The sequence below is a fragment of the Dactylosporangium sp. CA-139066 genome, from assembly GCF_050936175.1.
Taxonomy (GTDB): Bacteria; Actinomycetota; Actinomycetes; order Mycobacteriales; family Micromonosporaceae; genus Dactylosporangium.
Window position 1 is genome coordinate 782,292 of the sequence record NZ_JBNJNH010000001.1, and the last position, 19,283, is coordinate 801,574.

Annotated in this window: 13 protein-coding genes; 8 read left to right on the forward strand and 5 right to left on the reverse strand. The window is 71.9% G+C overall.

Annotation, left to right across the window (positions count from 1 at the left end):
• Positions 1–35 precede the first annotated feature (35 nt).
• The 6 genes from thiD to ACQEVU_RS03720 all read left to right on the forward strand — a co-directional run bounded on the left by thiD (position 36) and on the right by ACQEVU_RS03720 (position 6,458).
• Positions 36–821: a bifunctional hydroxymethylpyrimidine kinase/phosphomethylpyrimidine kinase gene (gene thiD, locus ACQEVU_RS03695; RefSeq protein ID WP_433320524.1), complete on the forward strand. Its 786-nt coding sequence runs from the start codon at positions 36–38 to the stop codon at positions 819–821.
• Positions 822–908: 87 nt separating this feature from the next.
• On the forward strand, positions 909–2,450 hold the full coding sequence (thiC, locus tag ACQEVU_RS03700) for a phosphomethylpyrimidine synthase ThiC (RefSeq protein WP_433320527.1): 1,542 nt from the start codon (positions 909–911) through the stop codon (positions 2,448–2,450).
• A 10-nt stretch (positions 2,451–2,460) separates the two neighbouring features.
• Positions 2,461–3,177, forward strand: coding sequence for a methyltransferase domain-containing protein (locus ACQEVU_RS03705; RefSeq protein ID WP_433320530.1), 717 nt, complete (start codon positions 2,461–2,463; stop codon positions 3,175–3,177).
• Complete coding sequence (locus tag ACQEVU_RS03710) at positions 3,177–4,310, forward strand: alkaline phosphatase family protein (protein WP_433334778.1); 1,134 nt, start codon at positions 3,177–3,179, stop codon at positions 4,308–4,310. Before ACQEVU_RS03705 ends, ACQEVU_RS03710 begins: the two co-directional genes overlap by 1 nt.
• Before the next feature lie 305 nt (positions 4,311–4,615).
• Entirely contained in the window at positions 4,616–5,923 is a 1,308-nt protein-coding gene (locus ACQEVU_RS03715; RefSeq protein WP_433320533.1) for a DNA polymerase IV, read from the forward strand.
• Positions 5,924–6,074: 151 nt separating this feature from the next.
• Positions 6,075–6,458: a DUF3040 domain-containing protein gene (locus ACQEVU_RS03720; protein ID WP_432977249.1), complete on the forward strand. Its 384-nt coding sequence runs from the start codon at positions 6,075–6,077 to the stop codon at positions 6,456–6,458.
• A 929-nt stretch (positions 6,459–7,387) separates the two neighbouring features.
• Here the strand turns inward: ACQEVU_RS03720 and ACQEVU_RS03725 are convergent.
• From ACQEVU_RS03725 to ACQEVU_RS03735, 3 genes are read right to left on the reverse strand one after another with little or no spacing between them, the layout of a single operon-like run.
• Complete coding sequence (locus tag ACQEVU_RS03725) at positions 7,388–9,883, reverse strand: transglutaminase TgpA family protein (RefSeq protein ID WP_433320537.1); 2,496 nt, start codon at positions 9,881–9,883, stop codon at positions 7,388–7,390.
• A complete protein-coding gene (locus ACQEVU_RS03730) occupies positions 9,880–11,178 on the reverse strand; it encodes a DUF58 domain-containing protein (protein ID WP_433320540.1) in 1,299 nt (432 codons plus the stop codon). The genes ACQEVU_RS03725 and ACQEVU_RS03730 overlap by 4 nt, the downstream gene beginning before the upstream one ends.
• A gap of 2 nt (positions 11,179–11,180) precedes the next feature.
• A complete protein-coding gene (locus ACQEVU_RS03735; protein WP_433320542.1) occupies positions 11,181–12,227 on the reverse strand; it encodes an AAA family ATPase in 1,047 nt (348 codons plus the stop codon).
• 279 nt (positions 12,228–12,506) lie between these two features.
• On the opposite strand from ACQEVU_RS03735, the gene ACQEVU_RS03740 reads away from it, so the two are divergent.
• The gene (locus ACQEVU_RS03740; RefSeq protein WP_433320545.1) at positions 12,507–13,940 is read left to right on the forward strand and encodes a serine/threonine-protein kinase; all 1,434 of its coding nucleotides are present in this window, start codon (positions 12,507–12,509) and stop codon (positions 13,938–13,940) included.
• Between the two features lie 219 nt (positions 13,941–14,159).
• Complete coding sequence (gene leuS, locus ACQEVU_RS03745) at positions 14,160–16,997, forward strand: leucine--tRNA ligase (protein WP_433320548.1); 2,838 nt, start codon at positions 14,160–14,162, stop codon at positions 16,995–16,997.
• A gap of 234 nt (positions 16,998–17,231) precedes the next feature.
• Here leuS and ACQEVU_RS03750 read toward each other — a convergent pair whose 3' ends face one another.
• Positions 17,232–17,942: a type 1 glutamine amidotransferase gene (locus ACQEVU_RS03750; protein WP_433320551.1), complete on the reverse strand. Its 711-nt coding sequence runs from the start codon at positions 17,940–17,942 to the stop codon at positions 17,232–17,234.
• Positions 17,932–19,176, reverse strand: coding sequence for a MurT ligase domain-containing protein (locus tag ACQEVU_RS03755; RefSeq protein ID WP_433320554.1), 1,245 nt, complete (start codon positions 19,174–19,176; stop codon positions 17,932–17,934). Before ACQEVU_RS03755 ends, ACQEVU_RS03750 begins: the two co-directional genes overlap by 11 nt.
• Between the last annotated feature and the right edge of the window lie 107 nt (positions 19,177–19,283).

The window sequence follows — 19,283 nt, forward strand, 5'->3', positions numbered from 1 at the left end:
AAAGATTCAGGCGACCGGAGCGAAGCGGAGGTCGCATGAATCCCGCCGTGGCCTTGACCATCGCCGGCTCGGACTCCGGTGGTGGGGCCGGCATCCAGGCCGACCTCAAGACGTTCGCCGCGCACGGGGTCTTCGGCACCAGCGTGATCACGGCGCTGACCGCGCAGAACAGCGCGGGTGTGCGGGGCATCTCGGCCGTCGGCCCCGACTTCGTCGCCGCCCAGCTCGACGCCGTCCTCGACGACCTGCCCGTCGCCGCGGTGAAGACCGGCATGCTGGCCACGCCGGAGACCGTCGCGCTCGTCGCCCGGTACGCGCCCCGCCTGCCCAACCTCGTCGTCGACCCCGTCCTCGTCGCCTCCTCCGGCGACCGGCTGTTCACCGCCGACGCCGAGCGGGCGTACCTCGAGCTGCTCTTCCCGCACGCCGCCGTCGTCACCCCGAACCTGCGCGAGGCGTCGGTGCTGCTCGGCCGCGACGTGCTCGACGCCGACGACGCCGCCAAGGCCGCCGCCGACCTCGCCGCCTACGGCCCGCGCTGCGTGGTGGTCAAGGGCGGGCACCTCAAGGGCAGCGCCGAGGCCGTCGACGCCGTCTGGCACGACGGGCAGGTCTCGCTGCTCACGGCGCCGTGGATCGACACGGCCAACAACCACGGCACGGGCTGCACCTTCGCCGCCGCCACCGCCTCCCTGCTCGCCGGCGGCTCGTCGCTGCCGGATGCGCTGGCCGGGGCCAAGTCCTATGTCCACTCGGCCCTCGTCCGCTCCGCGGACTGGACGCTCGGGGCCGGCCACGGGCCACTCGCCTGGGGACTCTGATTTTTCGGACATTTCAGGCCCCTTGATGTGGAGGGGCCTGGTTCGCCGTGCCCATGTCGCTGGACAAGCTCTGTGCAGGAGGAGCGCATGAAACGCAAGGTGTACGTGCCCGGCTCCCGACCCGACCTCCGGGTGCCCTTCGCCGAGGTCGAGCTCACCGGCGACAACCCGCCGGTCCGCCTCTACGACACGTCGGGCCCGCTCAACGACCCGCCGGTCGGGCTGGCGGCCCTACGCGCGCCGTGGATCGCCGAGCGCGGGCCGGTGGAGCGCACGCAGCTGTACTACGCCCGCCGCGGCGTGATCACCCCCGAGATGGAGTTCGTGGCGATCCGCGAGGGCGTCGAGCCGGAGGTCGTGCGCGACGAGATCGCCGCCGGCCGGGCCATCCTGCCCAACAACGTCAACCACCCGGAGAGCGAGCCGATGATCATCGGGTCGAGGTTCCTGGTGAAGGTGAATGCCAACATCGGTACGAGCGCGGTGTCCTCCAGCGTGCAGGAGGAGGTCGCGAAGCTCACCTGGGCCACCCGCTGGGGCGCCGACACCGTCATGGACCTCTCCACCGGCAAGCACATCCACGCCACCCGCGAGGCGATCGTGCGCAACTCGCCGGTCCCGATCGGCACCGTGCCCATCTACCAGGCGCTGGAGAAGGTCGGCGGCGACCCGGTCGCGCTGACCTGGGAGGCCTACCGCGACACCGTCATCGAGCAGGCCGAGCAGGGCGTCGACTACATGACCGTGCACGCCGGCGTCCTCATGCGGTACGTCCCGATGACCGTCCAGCGCGTCACCGGCATCGTCTCGCGCGGCGGCTCGATCATGGCCGCCTGGTGCCTGGCGCACCACGAGGAGAACTTCCTGTACACCCACTTCGCCGAGCTGTGCGAGATCTTCGCCCGCTACGACGTCGCGTTCTCCCTCGGCGACGGCCTGCGCCCCGGCTCGATCGCCGACGCCAACGACCAGGCCCAACTCGCCGAGCTGCGCACCCTCGGCGAGCTCACGGGCATCGCCTGGGAGCACGACGTCCAGGTCATGATCGAGGGCCCCGGCCACGTGCCGATGCACAAGATCAAGGAGAACGTGGACCTGCAGAAGGAGTGGTGCCACGAGGCGCCCTTCTACACGCTCGGCCCGCTGACCACCGACGTCGCGCCCGCCTACGACCACATCACGTCCGCGATCGGCGCCGCCATGATCGCCATGTACGGCACCGCCATGCTCTGCTACGTCACCCCGAAGGAGCACCTCGGCCTGCCCGACCGCGACGACGTCAAGGCCGGGGTGATCGCGTACAAGATCGCCGCGCACGCCGCCGACCTCGCCAAGGGCCACCCCGGCGCCCAGGCGTGGGACGACGCGCTGTCCAAGGCCCGCTTCGAGTTCCGCTGGGAGGACCAGTTCAACCTGGCGATGGACCCGGACACCGCGCGGGCGTACCACGACGAGACCCTGCCGGCCGCCCCCGCCAAGACCGCGCACTTCTGCTCCATGTGCGGCCCGAAGTTCTGCTCCATGAAGATCAGCCAGGACCTGCGCGAGTACGCCGAGCTCGGCATGCGCCAGAAGTCGGAGGAGTTCGCGGCGGCGGGCGGTCAGGTGTACCTCCCGCTGCTCCACTAATGTCGGTCAGGTGGAGTCTTCAGCGCCCCGTACGGCGGTGGTCTGGCAGGTCCTGCGTCGCGAGCTGACCAGGGCCGACCGGCCGCTCAACGTGCTCGACGTCGGCGGCGGCACGGGCGGGTTCGCCGTGCCGCTCGCCCAGGCCGGCCACACGGTCACCGTGGTCGACGCCAGCCCCGACGCGCTCGCCGCGCTCATCCGCCGCGCCGCCGAGGCCGGCGTCGGCGAGCGCGTGCGGGCCGTGCAGGGCGACGGCGACGGCCTCGCCGACCTCGTCGAGCCCGAGACCGTCGACCTGGTGCTCTGCCACAGCCTGCTCGAGGTGGTGGACGACCCGCACAAGGTCGTCGCCGCGCTCGCCGGCACCCTGCGCCCCGGCGGTGCGGCGAGCGTCGTCGTGGCCAACCGCGCCGCGGCGGTCCTGGCCCGCGCGATCAACGGCCATCTGGCCGCCGCGTCCCTGCTGCTGGCCAGCCCCGACGGCCGCGGCGACGCCCGCGACCGCCTGCGCCGCCGCTACAGCGCCGAGACCGCCACCGCGCTGCTGGACGAGTCCGGCCTGACGGTCGAGCAGATCCACGGCGTGCGCGTGGTCGCCGACCTCGTCCCCGGCACCGTCGCCGAGAGCGAGCCGGAGGCCCTGGCGGCGTTCGAGCTCGTCCTGGCGGGCACCCCGCCGTATCGCGACATCGCCACCCAGCTGCACCTGCTCGCCCGCCGTTCGTGATGGACGCGCTGGCGACGGTCCCGCCGCGGTACGGCTCGGGCAGCCTCGCCGACGTCATGCCCAGCGTCCTGCACGCCCTGGGCGCCCCCGGCGAGCCCGACCCGCTCGCCCTGGCCGTGCCGCTGGACGGCGTCCGCCGCGTCGCCGTCGTCCTGCTCGACGGCCTCGGCTGGCACCAGCTCCCGGTCGCCGCCCCGTCGGCCCCCACCATCGCGGAGCTGGCCGGCCGCCCCATCACCGCCGGGTTCCCGTCCACGACCCCGGTCAGCCTGGTGACGCTCGGCACCGGCGCCGCCCCCGGCCGCCACGGCATCGTCGGCTTCACCCTCAACCGCCCCGGCACCGACCAGGTCGTCAACCACCTCGCCTGGACCGACTCACCCGACCCGGCCGAGTGGCAGCCGCTCCCCACGGCCTTCACCCGGGCCCGCGCGGCCGGCCTGTCCCCGACGGTCGTCACCAACCCGGCGTTCACGGACACGGGCCTGACCAGGTCGGCGTACCGCGGCGCCCGGTTCGGCCCCGGCACCGCCGCCGACGCCGTGGCCGACGAGATGATCGCCGCGCTGGCCGGCGACTCCCGCCTGGTCTACGGCTACCTTCCGGACGTGGACCGGGCCGGCCACGATTTCGGCATCGGTACCCCGGAGTGGTTCGCCGCCGCCGCCGAGGCCGACCGCCTGATCACGCGCCTGGCGGACGCCCTCCCGCGGGACACGGCCCTGCTCGTCACCGCCGACCACGGCCAGCTGGACGTCCCGCCGGACCGCCGCATCGACCTGGACCGCGACCCGCGCCTGACGGAGGGCGTGGCGGTGGTCGCCGGCGAGCCGCGGGTCCGCTACCTGCACACGCACCCGGGCGCCGAGCAGGACGTGCTGGCAACCTGGCGCGCCCTCCTGCCCGGCGCCGCCGACGTCATGCCCCGCGAGGAGGCCGTGGCGTCGGGTTGTTTCGGCGACGTCCCGGAGTCACACCTGACCCGGATCGGCGACGTGGTGGTGATATGCCGCGAGCGCTGGGTGGTCCTGGCCAGCGCTCACGAGCCCGCCCACCTGTCGCGGATGATCGCCTTCCACGGCTCGACAACGGCCGCGGAGATGGAGATCCCCCTGCTGCTCCTGCGCCACTGAGGCCGGCTTCCCCGAATTGCCGCGCGGCCCCTGACCTGGCCCGGCTTGGTGCGACTGGATTGCGTCCGCGGACACGCGCGGCCAGGCTACTGAGCGGCATGAACCCGGCCCACCACCTGCTGCCCGGCCACGCAGCGGATGCGCGAGGCTTACGTCGGCGGGTGGCTTTTGCGACAAGTCGGGCGCTCCGCGCCACGACTTGTCGGATTTATAGCGAGGTTATCGCAACATGAGCCATGTCAGGAAGGTAAGGCAAACCTAAGTTTCCGTCAATTTTGTCAGAGGGTCCCGCTAAGGTTCCCGATGTGGGGCGAAGTCAGGTTGTACCGCGTGGAGGAGCCGAGGAGTTCGGGCCCGACGCCGACGACACCGGCTGCACGGTGCTGCACGTCGACATGGACGCCTTCTACGCGTCGGTGGAGATCCGGCGAAGGCCGGAGCTGCGGGGCAAGCCCGTCATCGTCGGCGGGGCGGGCCCGCGCGGCGTGGTGTCGGCGGCCAGCTACGAGGCCCGGAAGTACGGCGTACGCAGCGCCATGCCCGGCACCCGGGCGCAGCGGCTGTGCCCGCACGCGGTGTTCCTGCCGCCCGACTTCGCCGCCTACACGGAGGCATCCCGGGCCGTGATGGCGATCTTCCGCGACGTGACGCCGCTGGTCGAGCCGCTGTCGCTCGACGAGGCGTTCCTCGACGTGGCCGGGGCGCTGCGCCTGCTCGGGCCGCCGGCCGGGATCGCCGCGCTCATCCGCCGCCGGGTGGCGACGGAGCAGCGGCTCACCTGCTCGGTGGGAGTGGCCGCGACGAAGTTCCTGGCGAAGCTCGGCTCGACGCGGGCCAAGCCGGACGGGATGGTGGTGGTGCCGAAGGCGCGCGAGTTGGAGTACCTGCACCCGCTGCCCGTCGAGGCGCTCTGGGGCGTCGGCGAGCGCACCGCCGAGACCCTCCAGCGGCTCGGCCTGAAGACCATCGGCGACCTCGCCGCCGCCCCGGTCGGCATGCTGCGCGCCGCGGTGGGTGATGCCGGCGCCCATCACCTGCACGAGCTGTCCTGGGCCAGGGACCCCCGACGGGTGATTCCCGACCACGTGGAGAAGTCGATCGGCGCCGAGACGACGTTCGACGTCGACGTGAGCGACCTGTCGACCATCCGACGCGCCATGCTCGCCCTGTCGGAGAAGGTCGCCCGCCGGCTGCGCCACGCCGGACAGGCCGGCCGGACCGTCTCGGTCAAGATCCGCCTGGCCGATTTCCAGACGCTCAGCCGGTCACGCACCGTAGACGTGCCGACCGACGTGAGCCGCGAGATCTACGAGATCGCCTGGTCGCTGTTCCAGGCCGGCCGCCCCGGCGAGCGCATCCGCCTGGTCGGCGTCCGCGTCGAGGGACTCGTCCACGCCGAGGGCACCCCGCGCCAGATGACGCTGGGTGAGCGTGATCATGGCTGGCGCGACGCCGAGCGGGCCGCCGACGCCGTCGCCGCGCGCTTCGGCGCCGGCCTCGTCAAGCCCGCCAGCCTGCTGCGGGGTGACGGATTGCGCACTGATGGAAACGGAGCCGCACCGGCGGGGGAGGGGGCGGGAGCGACTCAGAGAAGACACAATGGAAGGACATAGGAGCCACCTTCGTCGGAAAATCGGCACGGCCCGACCATCGTCCCGCTTTCCGACTGGTTGACCCCCTCGTAAACTTGCCAGTACGCAGCCGTCCGGCTGTGCCGGACTGCCGGTCCCTCAAGACCGGCCTTCGCGACCGGGGAGGAGTGCCGTGCCGCTCTCGGAGCACGAGCAGCGGCTGTTCGAGCAGATCGAGCGGTCGCTAGCCGAGGATCCCAAGTTCGCTTCGGCGGTGCGCGCCACCGACCCGCGGTTCCATGCCAAGCGCCGGATGATCGCCGCAGGAATCCTGCTGCTGGCCGGCATGGCGCTGCTTGTCTACGGCGTGGCAATTTCCATCCCACTGCTGGGTGTGGGCGGATTCCTGGTGATGCTGTGCGCCCTGGCGTTCGGCGTCCAGGCGTACCGCCGCGGCCAGTCCACCGACCTGCACGCCGTCGGCGGCACGGCCTCGCGCCGCACCCGCCAGCGACGCGGCGGCCTGGTCGACCGCCTCGAGGAACGGTGGCGCCGCCGGCCAGAGGGTGACCTCTGACGCCGGGCGCCTGACCAGCCGCTTTCTTGAGGAGGCCGGCAAGTGGGTGCTTGGCGCCCACGTCCTGGCTCCGCCACGCTCTGTCCCGGTTCCTCTCGGCCCCGCCAGGCCCTTGTCCCGCATGTACTCGGCCCCGCCAGGCCCTTGTCCGCATTGTGCTCGGCCCCGCCAGGCCCTTGTCCGCATGTGCTCGGCCCCGCCACGCCCTTCCGCATGTGCTCGGCCCCGCCAGGCTCTCGTCCCGGATGTGCTCGCCCTCGCCACGCCCATGCTCCGGGTTTGCTTGGCCCGCCAGGCCCTCGTCCGGGTTCGGTTTGGCCACGGCCGCGCCCTGCTCACGATTCGTGCCGGCGGCCGCCTAGCTCGACCGCGCCCGCGCTTTGGGCCTCGGTTCGGTTCCGCCGCGCCCTGCCAGGCCCTCGTTCCGTGATTTCTGCGCTTCGTCGAGCCCCTCGTCCCGGTTCTGCCCGCGCGGGTGTCGGTTCGCCGCCCGCCACTCACCGCCTGGCGCCGGCCTTCGTTGCACCGCAGATGATGCCGTCCGCGCCGCCGTCCTGGCATTGTTCTTAGCGCGGGATCCCAGACCATGCGATTCGACGGTGACAAATCGGACATAGCCCTGATCGTGGAGGGATAACGCGCCTGACTCCTTCGGGCCATGACAATGTCCATTTTGTCCCGCGTCCGGCTTCATGATCCTGGAGCGAAAGTGCTGGATCGCATCTGCACCGCGCGGCTCACCTGCGCGCTGCGGCGCCGATTGTCGGATTCGGCCGTATTTAGGAGTCGTCAGGGTATAAATCCGACAAGTCGTGGCGCGGAGCGCCCGACTTGTCGCAAAAGCCCACAGCGGCAGGCGCAGGAGCCTCAGATGGCGCCGAGGCGAGGGTGGGGACGGTCAGAGGCGGTCCCCACCCCAACGGGAGCGGTCAGCGGTCCGAGCGGCGAGCGACCATCCGCCGCACGCTCAGCGTCCGCATCAGCGAGTCCCAGCCGCGGCCGATCGACAGCGTCAGGGCGCTCGAGCGCACGCCGAGGTTCGTGCGCCAGCGGCGCAGGACCGACGGCGGCAGGAAGCGGGCCTGCAGGCGGATCTTCGTGGTGGCGTTGGCGGCGAACGCCGACTCCACCGACGACAGCGCCGAGCGCAGCTCCTGGGCCGAGAGCGGGCGGCGGGCGTAGCGGGCGTACTCCTCGACCGTGCTCAGCATGCGCGCGCCCGACTCGGCCTGGTCGCGCAGGCGTTCCTTGCGGACCAGGCGGTCGACCGTGGCCCGCGGGGTCTCGGCGTCGTCGATCGCGACGCGGTAGTCGGTCATCGTGTCCAGGAGCTCGTCCCAGGCGCGGTGGGCGTTGTCGCGGGCGGTCGCCGCCGACGAGCCGTCGTCCGGGATGACCGCCATCTGCGGGCCGTCGCCGACCGGGACGCCGTTGGGGGTGCCCGGGGTGGCGAACGTCAGCCGGCGGCGCCGGGTGCGGCGGCGGGCGACGGCGGGCATGGCCAGCAGCAGGGCCACGATCAGGACGGTGGTGAACGAGATGCCGGTGCCGCTCGTCGCGGCGGCGGCGAGCCGGTCGGTGGTCGACTGGTCGAGCGTGCCGTCGGTGCCGCCGTGGTTGCCCGGGTCCTCGTGGCCCGTGGGGCCCTGGTCCGAGGCGGAGGACGACGTCGTCGGGAGCGGCTGGCTGCCGCGGCGGTTGACGTCGTCGTTGCCGTCGGCGGTCTGGGTGGCCGGCATGTACGACGCGCGCACCGAGCCGCCGATCGCGGTCGGCGGGGTGGCGTCGAACGGGAGCCAGCCGTAGCCGGGGAAGTAGACCTCGGTCCACGCGTGCAGGTTGAAGTTGGTGAGCGTCATCGTCTTGCTGCCCGACGGGCGGTCGCCGCGGGCGAAGCCGAACGCGACGCGGGACGGGATCTTGGCCTCGCGCAGGAGCCAGCCGAAGGCCGCCGCGTACTGCGCGCAGTAGCCGCGCTTGTTCTGCAGGAAGTCGGCGATCTTCGTGCCGCTGGTGTCGGGGCCGGTCGAGATGTCGTACACGAACCCGTTGTCCGTCGAGAAGAAGCCCAGGATCGACGTGACCTTGTCGTACTCGGTGGTCTTGCCCTTGATCAGCTCGTCGACCTTCGACTTGACCACCGCGTTGCTCGGGGCCGTCACCAGGTCCTTGAGCTGCGGGTCGCTGTTGTCGAGCGGGGCGGCCCGGCGCAGGTCGTCGGGCGAGATCTCCGACTTCAGGTACGTCACGTTGTAGGACTTCTTCGACGTCGTCTCCTTCCCGGAGTACACGACGGCGGTCTTGGCATCGAAGGCCCAGCTGTTGCTGACCTTATCGATCTTGGTCGGCCAGGTGTAGATCGGCAGATAGTTGATCGCGAGCTCGTTGCTGACCTCGATGCGGGCGGTGTGGCTGGTCGCCTTCACCGAGGAGTCCCACTGCGGCTTGCCGAAGCCGTTGCTGACGGGACCGCCGCCGCTGATCGGGCGGGCGCTGAACCCCTTGGCCGAGAGGTCCTCGAGGACGTTGAAGCGCAGGTAGAAGGGGTCGGTGTCGTCGATGTTGGTCACCTTGACCATCTCGACGGCCTTGCTGCGGTTGAGCTGGCCGGACAGCAGCGCGAACATGCTGACCGACTTGCCGTTGCGGCCGTTGCCGATGCCGGCGCCCCCGCCGCCGCCCGCGCCCGTGCCGAAGCTGTCGAGAATGCCGGACGGCATGGCGAACGGCACGAGCGGGATGAGCACCGCGGCGATGACGCTCAGCGCGCCGAGGCGCTGGCCGGCCGCGGCGAGCGGGGACGGCTCCCACAGGTCGACGTCGCGCCCGTCGCCGGTGAAGCGGCGGCCGAAGCGGCGGACCCGGTCGACGTTGTCGGTGACGAGCAGCCACAGGAAGCCCACGGCGCCGAGCACGAACGGGAACCAGCTGGTGCTCTCGGTGTCGACGGTGACGGGCACCGAGTAGATGGCGAGCATCGGCAGGCCGGCCAGCGCCGGGCGGCGCACGACGACCGCGAACAGGTCGACCAGCAGCGCGACGGCGGCGACGCCGAGCGTGGCCAGGAAGAGGAAGCCGTCGCGGTCGCCGACCGGCGTCGCATACTCGCTCATTTCCTGCGAGGCCGTGCGCAGCAGCTGCCCGAAGTGCACGATCGTGCCCGGCGAGGGCAGGATCCCCAGGTACTCCTCGTGGCTGCGGTACAGCCAGGTGAGCGACAGCAGCCCGGCCAGCGCCATCGCCCCGGTCGGCGCCCACGACGGCGCCCGGAGGCTGCGCACGAGCAGCCCGACGCCGCACATGACGGCCACGACGAGGAAGGAGCGGAACGCCCAGGTGTAGTTCTCGAAGACGTTGATCAGCGGCAGCGACGCGAGGAACGCCGAACCGGCCGCGATCAGCGTCAGGTGCTTGCGTTGGTTCACCGGACTCCTCCAGCGACGCTCTCCGCCGACGCGGCCCGCCAGGCGAAGCCCTGTGAACCCCGGCCGGTCTGTGGCCACAACGCGGACAGCTTGGCCCCGTGCGGCACCTCGACGACCCGCCAGCCGCTGCGCAGCAGCGCGAGCGACGCGACGCCGTGCGCCTTGTCCGCCTCCTCGCGCGCCGTCGTGGGCAGGTTGAGCCAGGTCGAGGAGTCGATGAACAGCGCGACGCAGGTCGCGTTGTTGGAGCGGAACGAGGCGAGCAGCTCCGCCTCGGCCGAGGACAGCAGGCCGAAGATGCCGATGATCAGGCCGCCGTCGCTGCGCCGGCGGACCCGCTCGATGAGCGTGCCGATGTCGCCGCGCTGGGCCAGCCGCACGTCGGCGAGCTGGTCGAGCAGCGGGCCGTCGCCGTCGACCTCGGTCGCGTCGACGTCGACCCCGGCGTCGGTGACCAGGCGCATCTTGTAGCCGGCGTGGCGCAGGTGCACCGCGATGCTCGCGGCCGCCGACACCGCCCACTCGAAGCTCGCCGTCGGGCCCTCGCCGCGGTGGGCGGCGGCGCGGGTGTCGAGCACGACCGTGGCCCGGCTCTCCCACGGCTGTTCCTCGCGGCGGACCATGAGCTCGCCGGTGCGGGCCGTCGAGCGCCAGTGCACCCGGCGCAGGTCGTCTCCGTGGCGGTACTCCCGGGTGGCCGCGTCGTCCTCACCGTGCACGGCCACGGACCGGGCCCGGCTCTCGCCGGAGCCGGCGAACTCGCCGGCCAGGCGGACCGAGGGCAGCGGCACGACCTGCGGGATCACGGTCAGCCGGTCGACCGAGGGGAACGCCCGGGTCAGCTCGCACAGCCCGAAGGGGTCGGTGAGCCGCACGACGAGCGGGCCGACCTCGTAGCGGCCGCGCACGTCGGCGCGCACCGTGTAGGCGACGGAGCTGGCCTGGTGGGCGCCGAGCTTCTCCAGCACCAGCCGCGGCCGGCTGCCCAGCGCGTAGGGCAGCCGGTCCTCCAGCAGCATGGTGCCGGTGGGCAGGCGGGAGAGGTTCTGCAGGCGCAGGATGACCCGCGCGCTCGCGCCGACCTGGACGCGGTGCGGGTCGAGGGTGCGGCTGCACGACAGGCGGTAGCGGGTCCGTCCGACGTACGCCGCGGAAAGCAACGGCAGCGCGGCGAGCAGGATCGCCACGCGCAGCAGGTCGCGTTCGCCGAGAATCAGGGCGGCGATGAGGGCCGCTGCGGCGGCGGCCAGAAAACTACGACCCCGGGTGGTGAGCCCCCGCAGCGCCTCTCTCATGCTCAGCGGCCCCCGTACTGCTGCGGCCGCTGCTGTGGACGGGTGTCATACGGCGAGCGCTGCTGGCGGTCGGACGGCAGCGGCAGCCGGTGTACGAGCTCGGCGATGATCGCGTCGGTGGTGCGGCGGGACAGCTGGGCCTCGGCCGTCGGGATGACGCGGTGCGCGAGCACCGGCACGGCGAGCGCCTGCAGGTCGTCGGGGAGCACGAACTCGCGGCCCTCGATGGCGGCGACGGCGCGGGCGGTGCGCAGCAGCTGGAGGGTGGCGCGGGGTGAAGCGCCCAGGCGCAGCTCGGCGGCCTCGCGGGTGGCGGTGACGATGTTGACCGCGTACTGCTTCACGGCGTCGGCGACGTGCACGTCGCGGACGGTGGCGATCATGCGCCGGATCAGCGAGCCGTCGGAAACAGGGGAGAGGTCGTCCAGGGCGTCGTGGCGGCCGTGCACGTCGAGCATGGCGAGCTCGGCGCCCATGTCCGGGTAGCCCATCGCGATGCGGGCCGTGAACCGGTCGCGCTGGGCCTCGGGCAGCGGATACGTGCCCTCCATCTCGATCGGGTTCTGCGTGGCGATGACCATGAACGGCACCTGGAGCGGGTAGGTCGCGCCGTCGACCGTGACCTGCCGCTCCTCCATGCTCTCCAGCAGCGCCGACTGCGTCTTCGGCGAGGCGCGGTTGATCTCGTCACCGACGACGATGTTGGCGAACACCGCGCCCGGCTTGAACTCGAAGTCGCGCGTCTCCTGGTTGTAGACGCTGACGCCGGTCACGTCGCTGGGCAGCAGGTCGGGCGTGAACTGAATACGCCGGACCGAGCAGTCGATGGACCGCGCGAGGGCCTTGGCGAGTTTGGTCTTGCCGACGCCGGGAACATCTTCGATGAGGAGGTGCCCCTCGGCGAGCAGGACGGCCAGGGCGAGCCGCACGGTGGCGGTCTTGCCCTCGATGACCTGTTCGATGTTGGCGACGATCGCATCGGTCGCGGCGCGGAACTCGGGCGCCGGTAGTGGTGCGCCGAGTTCCTCGAACGTGCGGTGCCTGGTCAACTGGCCTCCTCATGGTCGTGCCGTGGCCACCGTTAGGTGTAAGACCCATAGGTGAACCGCCCGGTTGCGTGAAAACGTTGTCATCGGATCGCAACCGAGCCGTTGTATCTCCTCAGGCTAGCCGGGGAATGAACACGGCGCCGGACGGGAATCCGTCATTGCGGACATCCCGCCCGGCCGGTCGCGGCGATTTTTTGGCCGCGGGGACGTACCCCCGCAAATCCCCGGTAAACGGGCCGTCGAGATGTCGGCTCCGGTCTATTGGGGCAGACTGGGCCGGTGAATGCGGGGCAGCTCATCAACGGCCGGTACCAGCTCGTCGAGCGCCTCGGCGAGGGCGGCATGTCCGTGGTGTGGCGCGCGCACGACCGGGTCCTGGGCCGGGAGGTCGCGGTCAAGGTCCTCGCGCCGCGGCTGAGCGCCGACGCCGACTGGCGCCGCCGCATCCGCAACGAGGCCCGGGCCGCCGCGCGTCTTTCGCACCCGAACATCACGAGTGTCTACGACTACGGCGAGACGGACGGCGATGCCCCGTTCGTGGTGATGGAGCTGCTGCGCGGGCCCAACCTCGACGAGCGGCTGCGGTCCGGCCCGCTGCCGCCGGCCGCGGCCATCCGCATCTGCGCCGAGGTCGCCGCGGGCCTTGCCGCCGCGCACGCCGAGGAGCTCGTGCACCGCGACGTCAAGCCGGCCAACGTGATGCTCACGCCGGAGGCCGCGAAGGTGCTGGACTTCGGCATCGTCGGCGTCGTCGGCGTACCCGACACGGGGGCGGGCGACCAGGTGCTCGGCACGCCGGCCTACCTCGCGCCCGAGCGGCTCGTCTCGGACGACGTCACGACGGCCAGCGACGTGTACGCGTTCGGGCTGCTGATGTACCGCTGCCTGACCGGCCGCCTGCCCTGGGACCGCGAGACGACCACGCAGATGGTCATGGCGCACATGACCGCCACCCCGGAGCCGCTGCCGGACCTGCCCAATGTCCCCGCCGACGTGCGCGAGCTGTGCATGAGCTGCCTCGCCAAGGACCCGGCGGGCCGTCCGGCCGCCGTCGTGGTCGCCGCCGCCCTGGCCCGGGCCGCGGGCATCGTTCCGCGTTTTTCGGTGGTACTCCAGGAGCCGGTGCCGGGCGCGCCCGAGCCCACCACGCGGCTGGTACCGATGGCCGCCCCGGCGGCCGCCGAGGAGACGATCGCCCCCGAGGTCCAGCGCCGGCGCGTGCTGACCGGCGTCGCCGTGCTCGCCGGCATCGCGGCGCTACTGGTCACATTCGCGCTGGCCGGCCCGGACGCCCTGCCGCGGGTCGATGCCGGCGGCGCGCGGCCGGCCCCGCCGGCGACCGGGCCCACGACGGCGGACGCCTCGACCGCGCCGAGCACACCTCTTATTACGCCGTCCACGGGTGCGCCGGCGGCGACGCCGGTCGCCCGGGACCGCGACGGCGAGGGCGAGCCGGGCAACGGCGGCAACCAGGGCGGTCGCGACGTCACCGGGCCGAGCAGCAGCCTGGCGACCGGCGGCGGCGTGCTCGTGGCCGCCTGCGCCGGGCACAAGGTCGATCTGCTGCAGGTCGTCCCGGCCGCCGGCGCCCAGGTCGTCGACGCCGACCTCGGGGTGCACACCAAGGCGCGCGTCGAGTTCAACCGGGCCGGGCAGCGGCTGCGCTACGTCGTCGCCTGCACGGGCGGCGCCCCGGCGGCGACGGCGGCGTGACGCTGGGTGAGATCGGATAGACGGGTGAAAAATCGGCTCGTCGGCTGGGGTACACTGCGGGTATGACCCGGATGTTCCGGCTGCTTCTTAGCGAGCCGTGCTGACGCAGTAGCTGGCTGCGACGGCACGGCGACCCCTCCTGCGCGAGGGGTTTTTTCATGCCGTTTTTCGGTGCTGGAACAATGCCTGGGAATCCCGAGATCTGAGGTGGCGAGAGTCATGAGCGAGGCAGTGACCGACGGAGCGGTCGACATCCCGCCGTACCGGTACACCGCGGCGATGGCGGCGGACATCGAGGCGTGCTGGCAGGACTACTGGTCCGAGCACGGCACCTTCCACGCGCCAAACCCGACGGGCCCGCTCAGCGACCCCGCCCACCCGCGCGCGGGGGCGCCGAAGCTGTACGTGATGGACATGTTCCCCTACCCGTCGGGCGCCGGCCTGCACGTGGGGCACCCACTGGGGTACATCGGCACGGACTGCTACACGCGATACTTCCGCATGGCCGGGTACAACGTGCTGCACCCGATGGGCTTCGACTCCTTCGGCCTGCCGGCCGAGCAGTACGCGGTGCAGACCGGCACCCACCCGCGGACCACGACCGAGGCGAACATCGAGCGGTACCGCAGCCAGCTGCGCCGCCTGGGCCTGGCCTACGACGACCGGCGCAGCGTCGCCACCACGGACACGACGTTCTACCACTGGACGCAGTGGATCTTCCTGCAGATCTTCAACTCCTGGTTCGACGCCGAGCAGCAGAAGGCGCGCCCGATCGACGAGCTGATTGCGGAGTTCGAAAGCGGCGAGCGGGCGACGCCGGACGGCCGGGCGTGGGACGCGCTGCCCGCGATCGAGCGCCGGCAGCTGATCGACGACCACCGCCTGGCGTACATCTCGGAGGCCCCGGTCAACTGGTGCCCCGGCCTGGGCACGGTGCTGGCCAACGAGGAGGTCACCCCCGACGGGCGCAGCGAGCGGGGCAACTTCCCGGTCTTCAAGCGCAACCTGCGCCAGTGGATGATGCGGATCACCGCCTACGGCGACCGGCTGCTGGACGACCTGGACCGGCTGGACTGGCCGGAGAAGGTCAAGACCATGCAGCGCAACTGGATCGGCCGGTCCCGCGGCGCGCACGTGGACTTCCCGACCGCGGCCGGAGCGCCGATCCGGGTCTTCACCACCCGCCCCGACACCCTGTTCGGCGCGACCTACATGGTGCTGGCCCCGGAGCACGCGCTGGTCGACTCGCTGGTGCCCGCAGCCTGGCCGGACGGGACCAACGAGAAGTGGACCGGCGGCGCGGCCACCCCGGCCGAGGCGGTCGCCGCCTACCGGGCGTTCGCGGCGAGCAAGACGGACGTCGAGCGGCAGGCCGACGCGAAGGAGAAGACCGGCGTCTTCACCGGGGCGTACGCGACCAACCCGGTCGACGGCCGCTCCATCCCGGTCTTCATCGCCGACTACGTGCTGGCCGGCTACGGCACCGGCGCGATCATGGCGGTGCCCGGCCAGGACGAGCGCGACTGGGAGTTCGCCGAGGTCTTCGACCTGCCGATCATCCGGACCGTGCAGCCCAGCGAGGGCTTCGAGGGCAAGGCGTTCACCGGCGACGGGCCGGCGATCAATTCGTCGTTCCTGAACGGCCTGAACGTGGCGGACGCGAAGGCGTCGATCATCGAGTGGCTGGAGGAGAACGGGCACGGCGTCGGCGCCATCACCTACCGGCTGCGCGACTGGCTGTTCAGCCGCCAGCGCTACTGGGGCGAGCCGTTCCCGATCGTCTACGACGAGACCGGCCTGCCGATCGCGCTGCCCGAGGCGATGCTGCCGGTCGTGCTGCCCGATGTCGAGGACTTCTCGCCGCGCACGTTCGACGTCGACGACGCCGACAGCATGCCGGAGACGCCGCTGTCGCGCGCGAAGGAGTGGGTCGAGGTCACGCTGGACCTGGGTGACGGCCCCAAGACGTACACCCGCGAGACCAACGTGATGCCGCAGTGGGCCGGCTCGTCGTGGTACGAGCTGCGCTACCTGGACCCGGAGAACGCCGGGAAGCTGGTCGACCCGGCCAACGAGCGCTACTGGATGGGCCCGCAGCGCCCCGGCGACGTCGGCGGCGTGGACCTGTACGTCGGCGGCGTCGAGCACGCGGTGCTGCACCTGCTGTACGCGCGCTTCTGGCACAAGGTGCTGTTCGACCGCGGCTTCGTGTCGTCGGAGGAGCCCTTCCGGAAGCTGTTCAACCAGGGCTACATCCAGGCGTACGCGTACAAGGACGCCCGCGGCGTGTACGTCGAGGCGGAGAAGGTCGAGGAGCGCCAGGCCGGCAAGTTCTTCTACGGTGACCAGGAGGTCACCCGGGAGTACGGCAAAATGGGCAAGTCCCTGAAGAACGTCGTCACGCCGGACGAGATGTGCGAGCGGTACGGCGCCGACACCTTCCGGGTCTACGAGATGTCGATGGGCCCGCTGGACGTCTCCCGCCCGTGGGAGACTCGCGCGGTCGTCGGTGCCCAGCGGTTCCTGCAGCGCGTGTGGCGCCTGGTCGTCGACGAGCAGACCGACGCGGTCCGGGTCACCGACACCGCGCTGGACGACGAGACCCGCCGCCTGCTGCACCGCGTGATCGACGGCGTGCGCGTGGACATCGAGGAGATGCGCTTCAACACGGCCATCGCCAAGATGATCGAGCTGACCAACCGGGTCACGCAGATCTCCGCGTCCGGCACCCCGCGCGAGGCGGCCGACCCGCTGATCCGCATGATCGCCCCGTTCGCCCCGCACCTGGCTGAGGAGCTGTGGCAGCGCGTGGGCAACGAGACCTCGGTCGCCTACGCGGACTTCCCGGCCGCCGACCCGGCCTACCTGGTCGCGGACTCGGTGACGTACCCGATCCAGGTCAACGGCAAGGTCCGCGGCACGATCGAGATCGCCGCCGACGCCGACGAGGACTCGGTGCGCGCGGCCGCGCTGGACGCGGTGGCGGAGGAGCTGTCGGGCAAGACCCCGAAGAAGGTCATCGTCGTCAAGGGCCGCATGGTCTCGGTCGTCGTCTGACCTTCGCCGCACTACGAAGAAGGCCGGCCCCTCGCGGACCGGCCTTCTTCATCCGCAGGGCCCCGCTGTTTTCCCGACAAGTCGGGCGCTCCGCGCCGCGACTTGTCGGATTTATACCCCGACAGGCGATAAATGCGCATAGTGATCGTGGAGCGAAAATGCCGTCGGCGCGCCCGCACTCGGGCGGTGTGCGAAAGGGCCGGCTCCGAAGAGCCGGCCCCGAAGCGGCAAGAATCAGCGGGCGACCGCGGACAGCCGCTCGTTGCGCAGCGCCGTAGGCCACCGGTCGTCGATCGGCTCCATGTTCTGCCCGGTCGCCCAGCGCAGCAGCAGGTCGGCGATCGCGGGGTTGCGGGCCAGCGCGGGGCCGTGCGAGTAGGTGCCGAGGATCCGCCCGTTCCACGCGCCCTCGGACTGGCCGTCGTTGCCGATGCCCGTCGAGACGCGCGCCAGCGGCTTCACGTCGGCGCCGAGGTGCGTGCGGCCGCCGTGGTTCTCGAAGCCGGTCAGCGTCGGCAGGCCCAAGGCGGGGTGCGTCTCGCCGGCCAGCTCGCCGACCGCCCGGGTCTCGCCGCGGTCCGAGTCGATGTCGAGCAGGTCCAGGCCGGGGTACTTGGCGCCCTTGGCGAAGAACGAGTGGCCCAGCAGCTGGTAGCCGGCGCAGACCGCGAAGACCGTCGCGCCGCGCTCGACGGCGCGGTGCAGGCCGCCGTCGTTGGCCAGGCGCTGGGCCGCCAGGGCCTGGGGGCCGTCCTCGCCGCCGCCGAGGAGGTACACGTCGCCGTCGCTCGGGACCCGCTGGTCGGCGCGCACCTCGGCGCACTCGACCGGCAGGCCCCGCAGGTCGGCGCGGCGGGCCAGGATCAGCAGGTTGCCGCGGTCGCCGTAGGTGGACAGCAGGTCGGGGTACAGCCAGATCAGGCGCAGGTGCGACTCAGTTGACACGGTCCAGCTCCGCTCGGATGTCCTGGAAGGCGGTGTAGTTCGCGATGACCTCGAGTCTTCCCGGGGGTACCAGGGACAAAGCCTGACCGAACGAGCGCACGTGCTCGAAGGCCACCTCGTTGACCTCGAGGCGCACCGCGAGGTCCATCGCCCGGTCGCCGGTGATGAGCACGCGCCGGCCGCGCAGCGGGGAGAAGTCGACGTCGTACAGCCACGACGTGTCGAGGCCGTCGGGGTCCCGCGCGTTGATGGACAGCAGGGTCGGCACGTCCTCGGCCATGTCGAACGACTCCAGCCAGCCGGCCGGGTTCTTGGCCAGCAGCAGCCGGATGGTGCGACCGTCGCGCACGACCGTCGCGTAGCGGCCGGCGACCGAGGCGACCTTCGCCAGCTCCGGCACCGCCTTCGCCGGCGGCACGCCGAAGTGCGCGGCCACGGCCAGCGCGGTCGCGGCGTTCGCGCGGTTCACGCGGCCGGGCAGCTGCAGGGTGATGTGGTGGTACGTCCCGGTGTTGTCGACCACGCCATCACCGCTGATGGTCCAGTGCGGCACCGGGCGGCTCAGGTTGCCCTCGACGCACGCCCACTGCTCACCGTTGCGCTCGATCGAGCCGCCGCACTCCGGGCAGACCCACGAGTCGTCGTGGAAGCGCTGGCCGGCGGCGACCCAGGTGACCGCGGTGCCGTCGGCGACGGCCTTGCCGGCCGCCCACACGACCATCGGGTCGTCGGCGTTGGCCACGATGTGCAGGCCGCGGCCGGGCAGCGCGTCGCGCCACAGGGCCGCCATCATGGCGACCTCCTTGGCCCGGTCCAGCTGGTCGCGGCTGAGGTTGAGCAGCGCGACAACCTGCGGCCGGGTCTGGTCGAGCACCTGCTTGAGGTAGTGCTCGTCGACCTCCAGCACCGCATAGGGGGTGGCGCCCGCCTTGGCCAGGGCCGAGGTGTGCCCGGTCGGCATGTTGGCCCCGAGGCTGTTGGTCGCGACCGGGCCGAGCACGCCCATGGCCGCGGCGGTCAGCCGGGTGGTGGTCGTCTTGCCGTTGGTACCCGAGATCAGCGCGATCTGGCGGCCGGCGGCGAGCTCCGCGAGGAGGTTCGGGTCGACCATGAGGGCGATCCGGCCGCCGATGACCGATCCGTCGCCCCGGCCGGTGGCGCGTGACAGCGCGGCGGCACCGCGCGACAGTGAGGTGGCGAGCTTGGCCCGCATCGGCAGCTTGTTGTCCGTCATCTCGCTTCCACGGTGTTCGGCGATGCGCTGACCCTACCCGGACCGCGCGACGCCCCCAATCGGCTACCGGCTCCCCGGCTCCCTCCACTTTGCTCCACGCGGGGCGT

Bases quoted from the DNA above. Each gene is read 5' to 3' on its own strand.
- thiD (WP_433320524.1), top strand. From the start codon at position 36: ATGAATCCCGCCGTGGCCTTGACCATCGCCGGCTCGGACTCCGGTGGT.
- thiC (WP_433320527.1), top strand. From the start codon at position 909: ATGAAACGCAAGGTGTACGTGCCCGGCTCCCGACCCGACCTCCGGGTG.
- ACQEVU_RS03710 (WP_433334778.1), top strand. From the start codon at position 3,177: ATGGACGCGCTGGCGACGGTCCCGCCGCGGTACGGCTCGGGCAGCCTC.
- ACQEVU_RS03730 (WP_433320540.1), bottom strand. From the start codon at position 11,178: ATGAGAGAGGCGCTGCGGGGGCTCACCACCCGGGGTCGTAGTTTTCTG.
- leuS (WP_433320548.1), top strand. From the start codon at position 14,160: ATGAGCGAGGCAGTGACCGACGGAGCGGTCGACATCCCGCCGTACCGG.
- ACQEVU_RS03755 (WP_433320554.1), bottom strand. From the start codon at position 19,176: ATGACGGACAACAAGCTGCCGATGCGGGCCAAGCTCGCCACCTCACTG.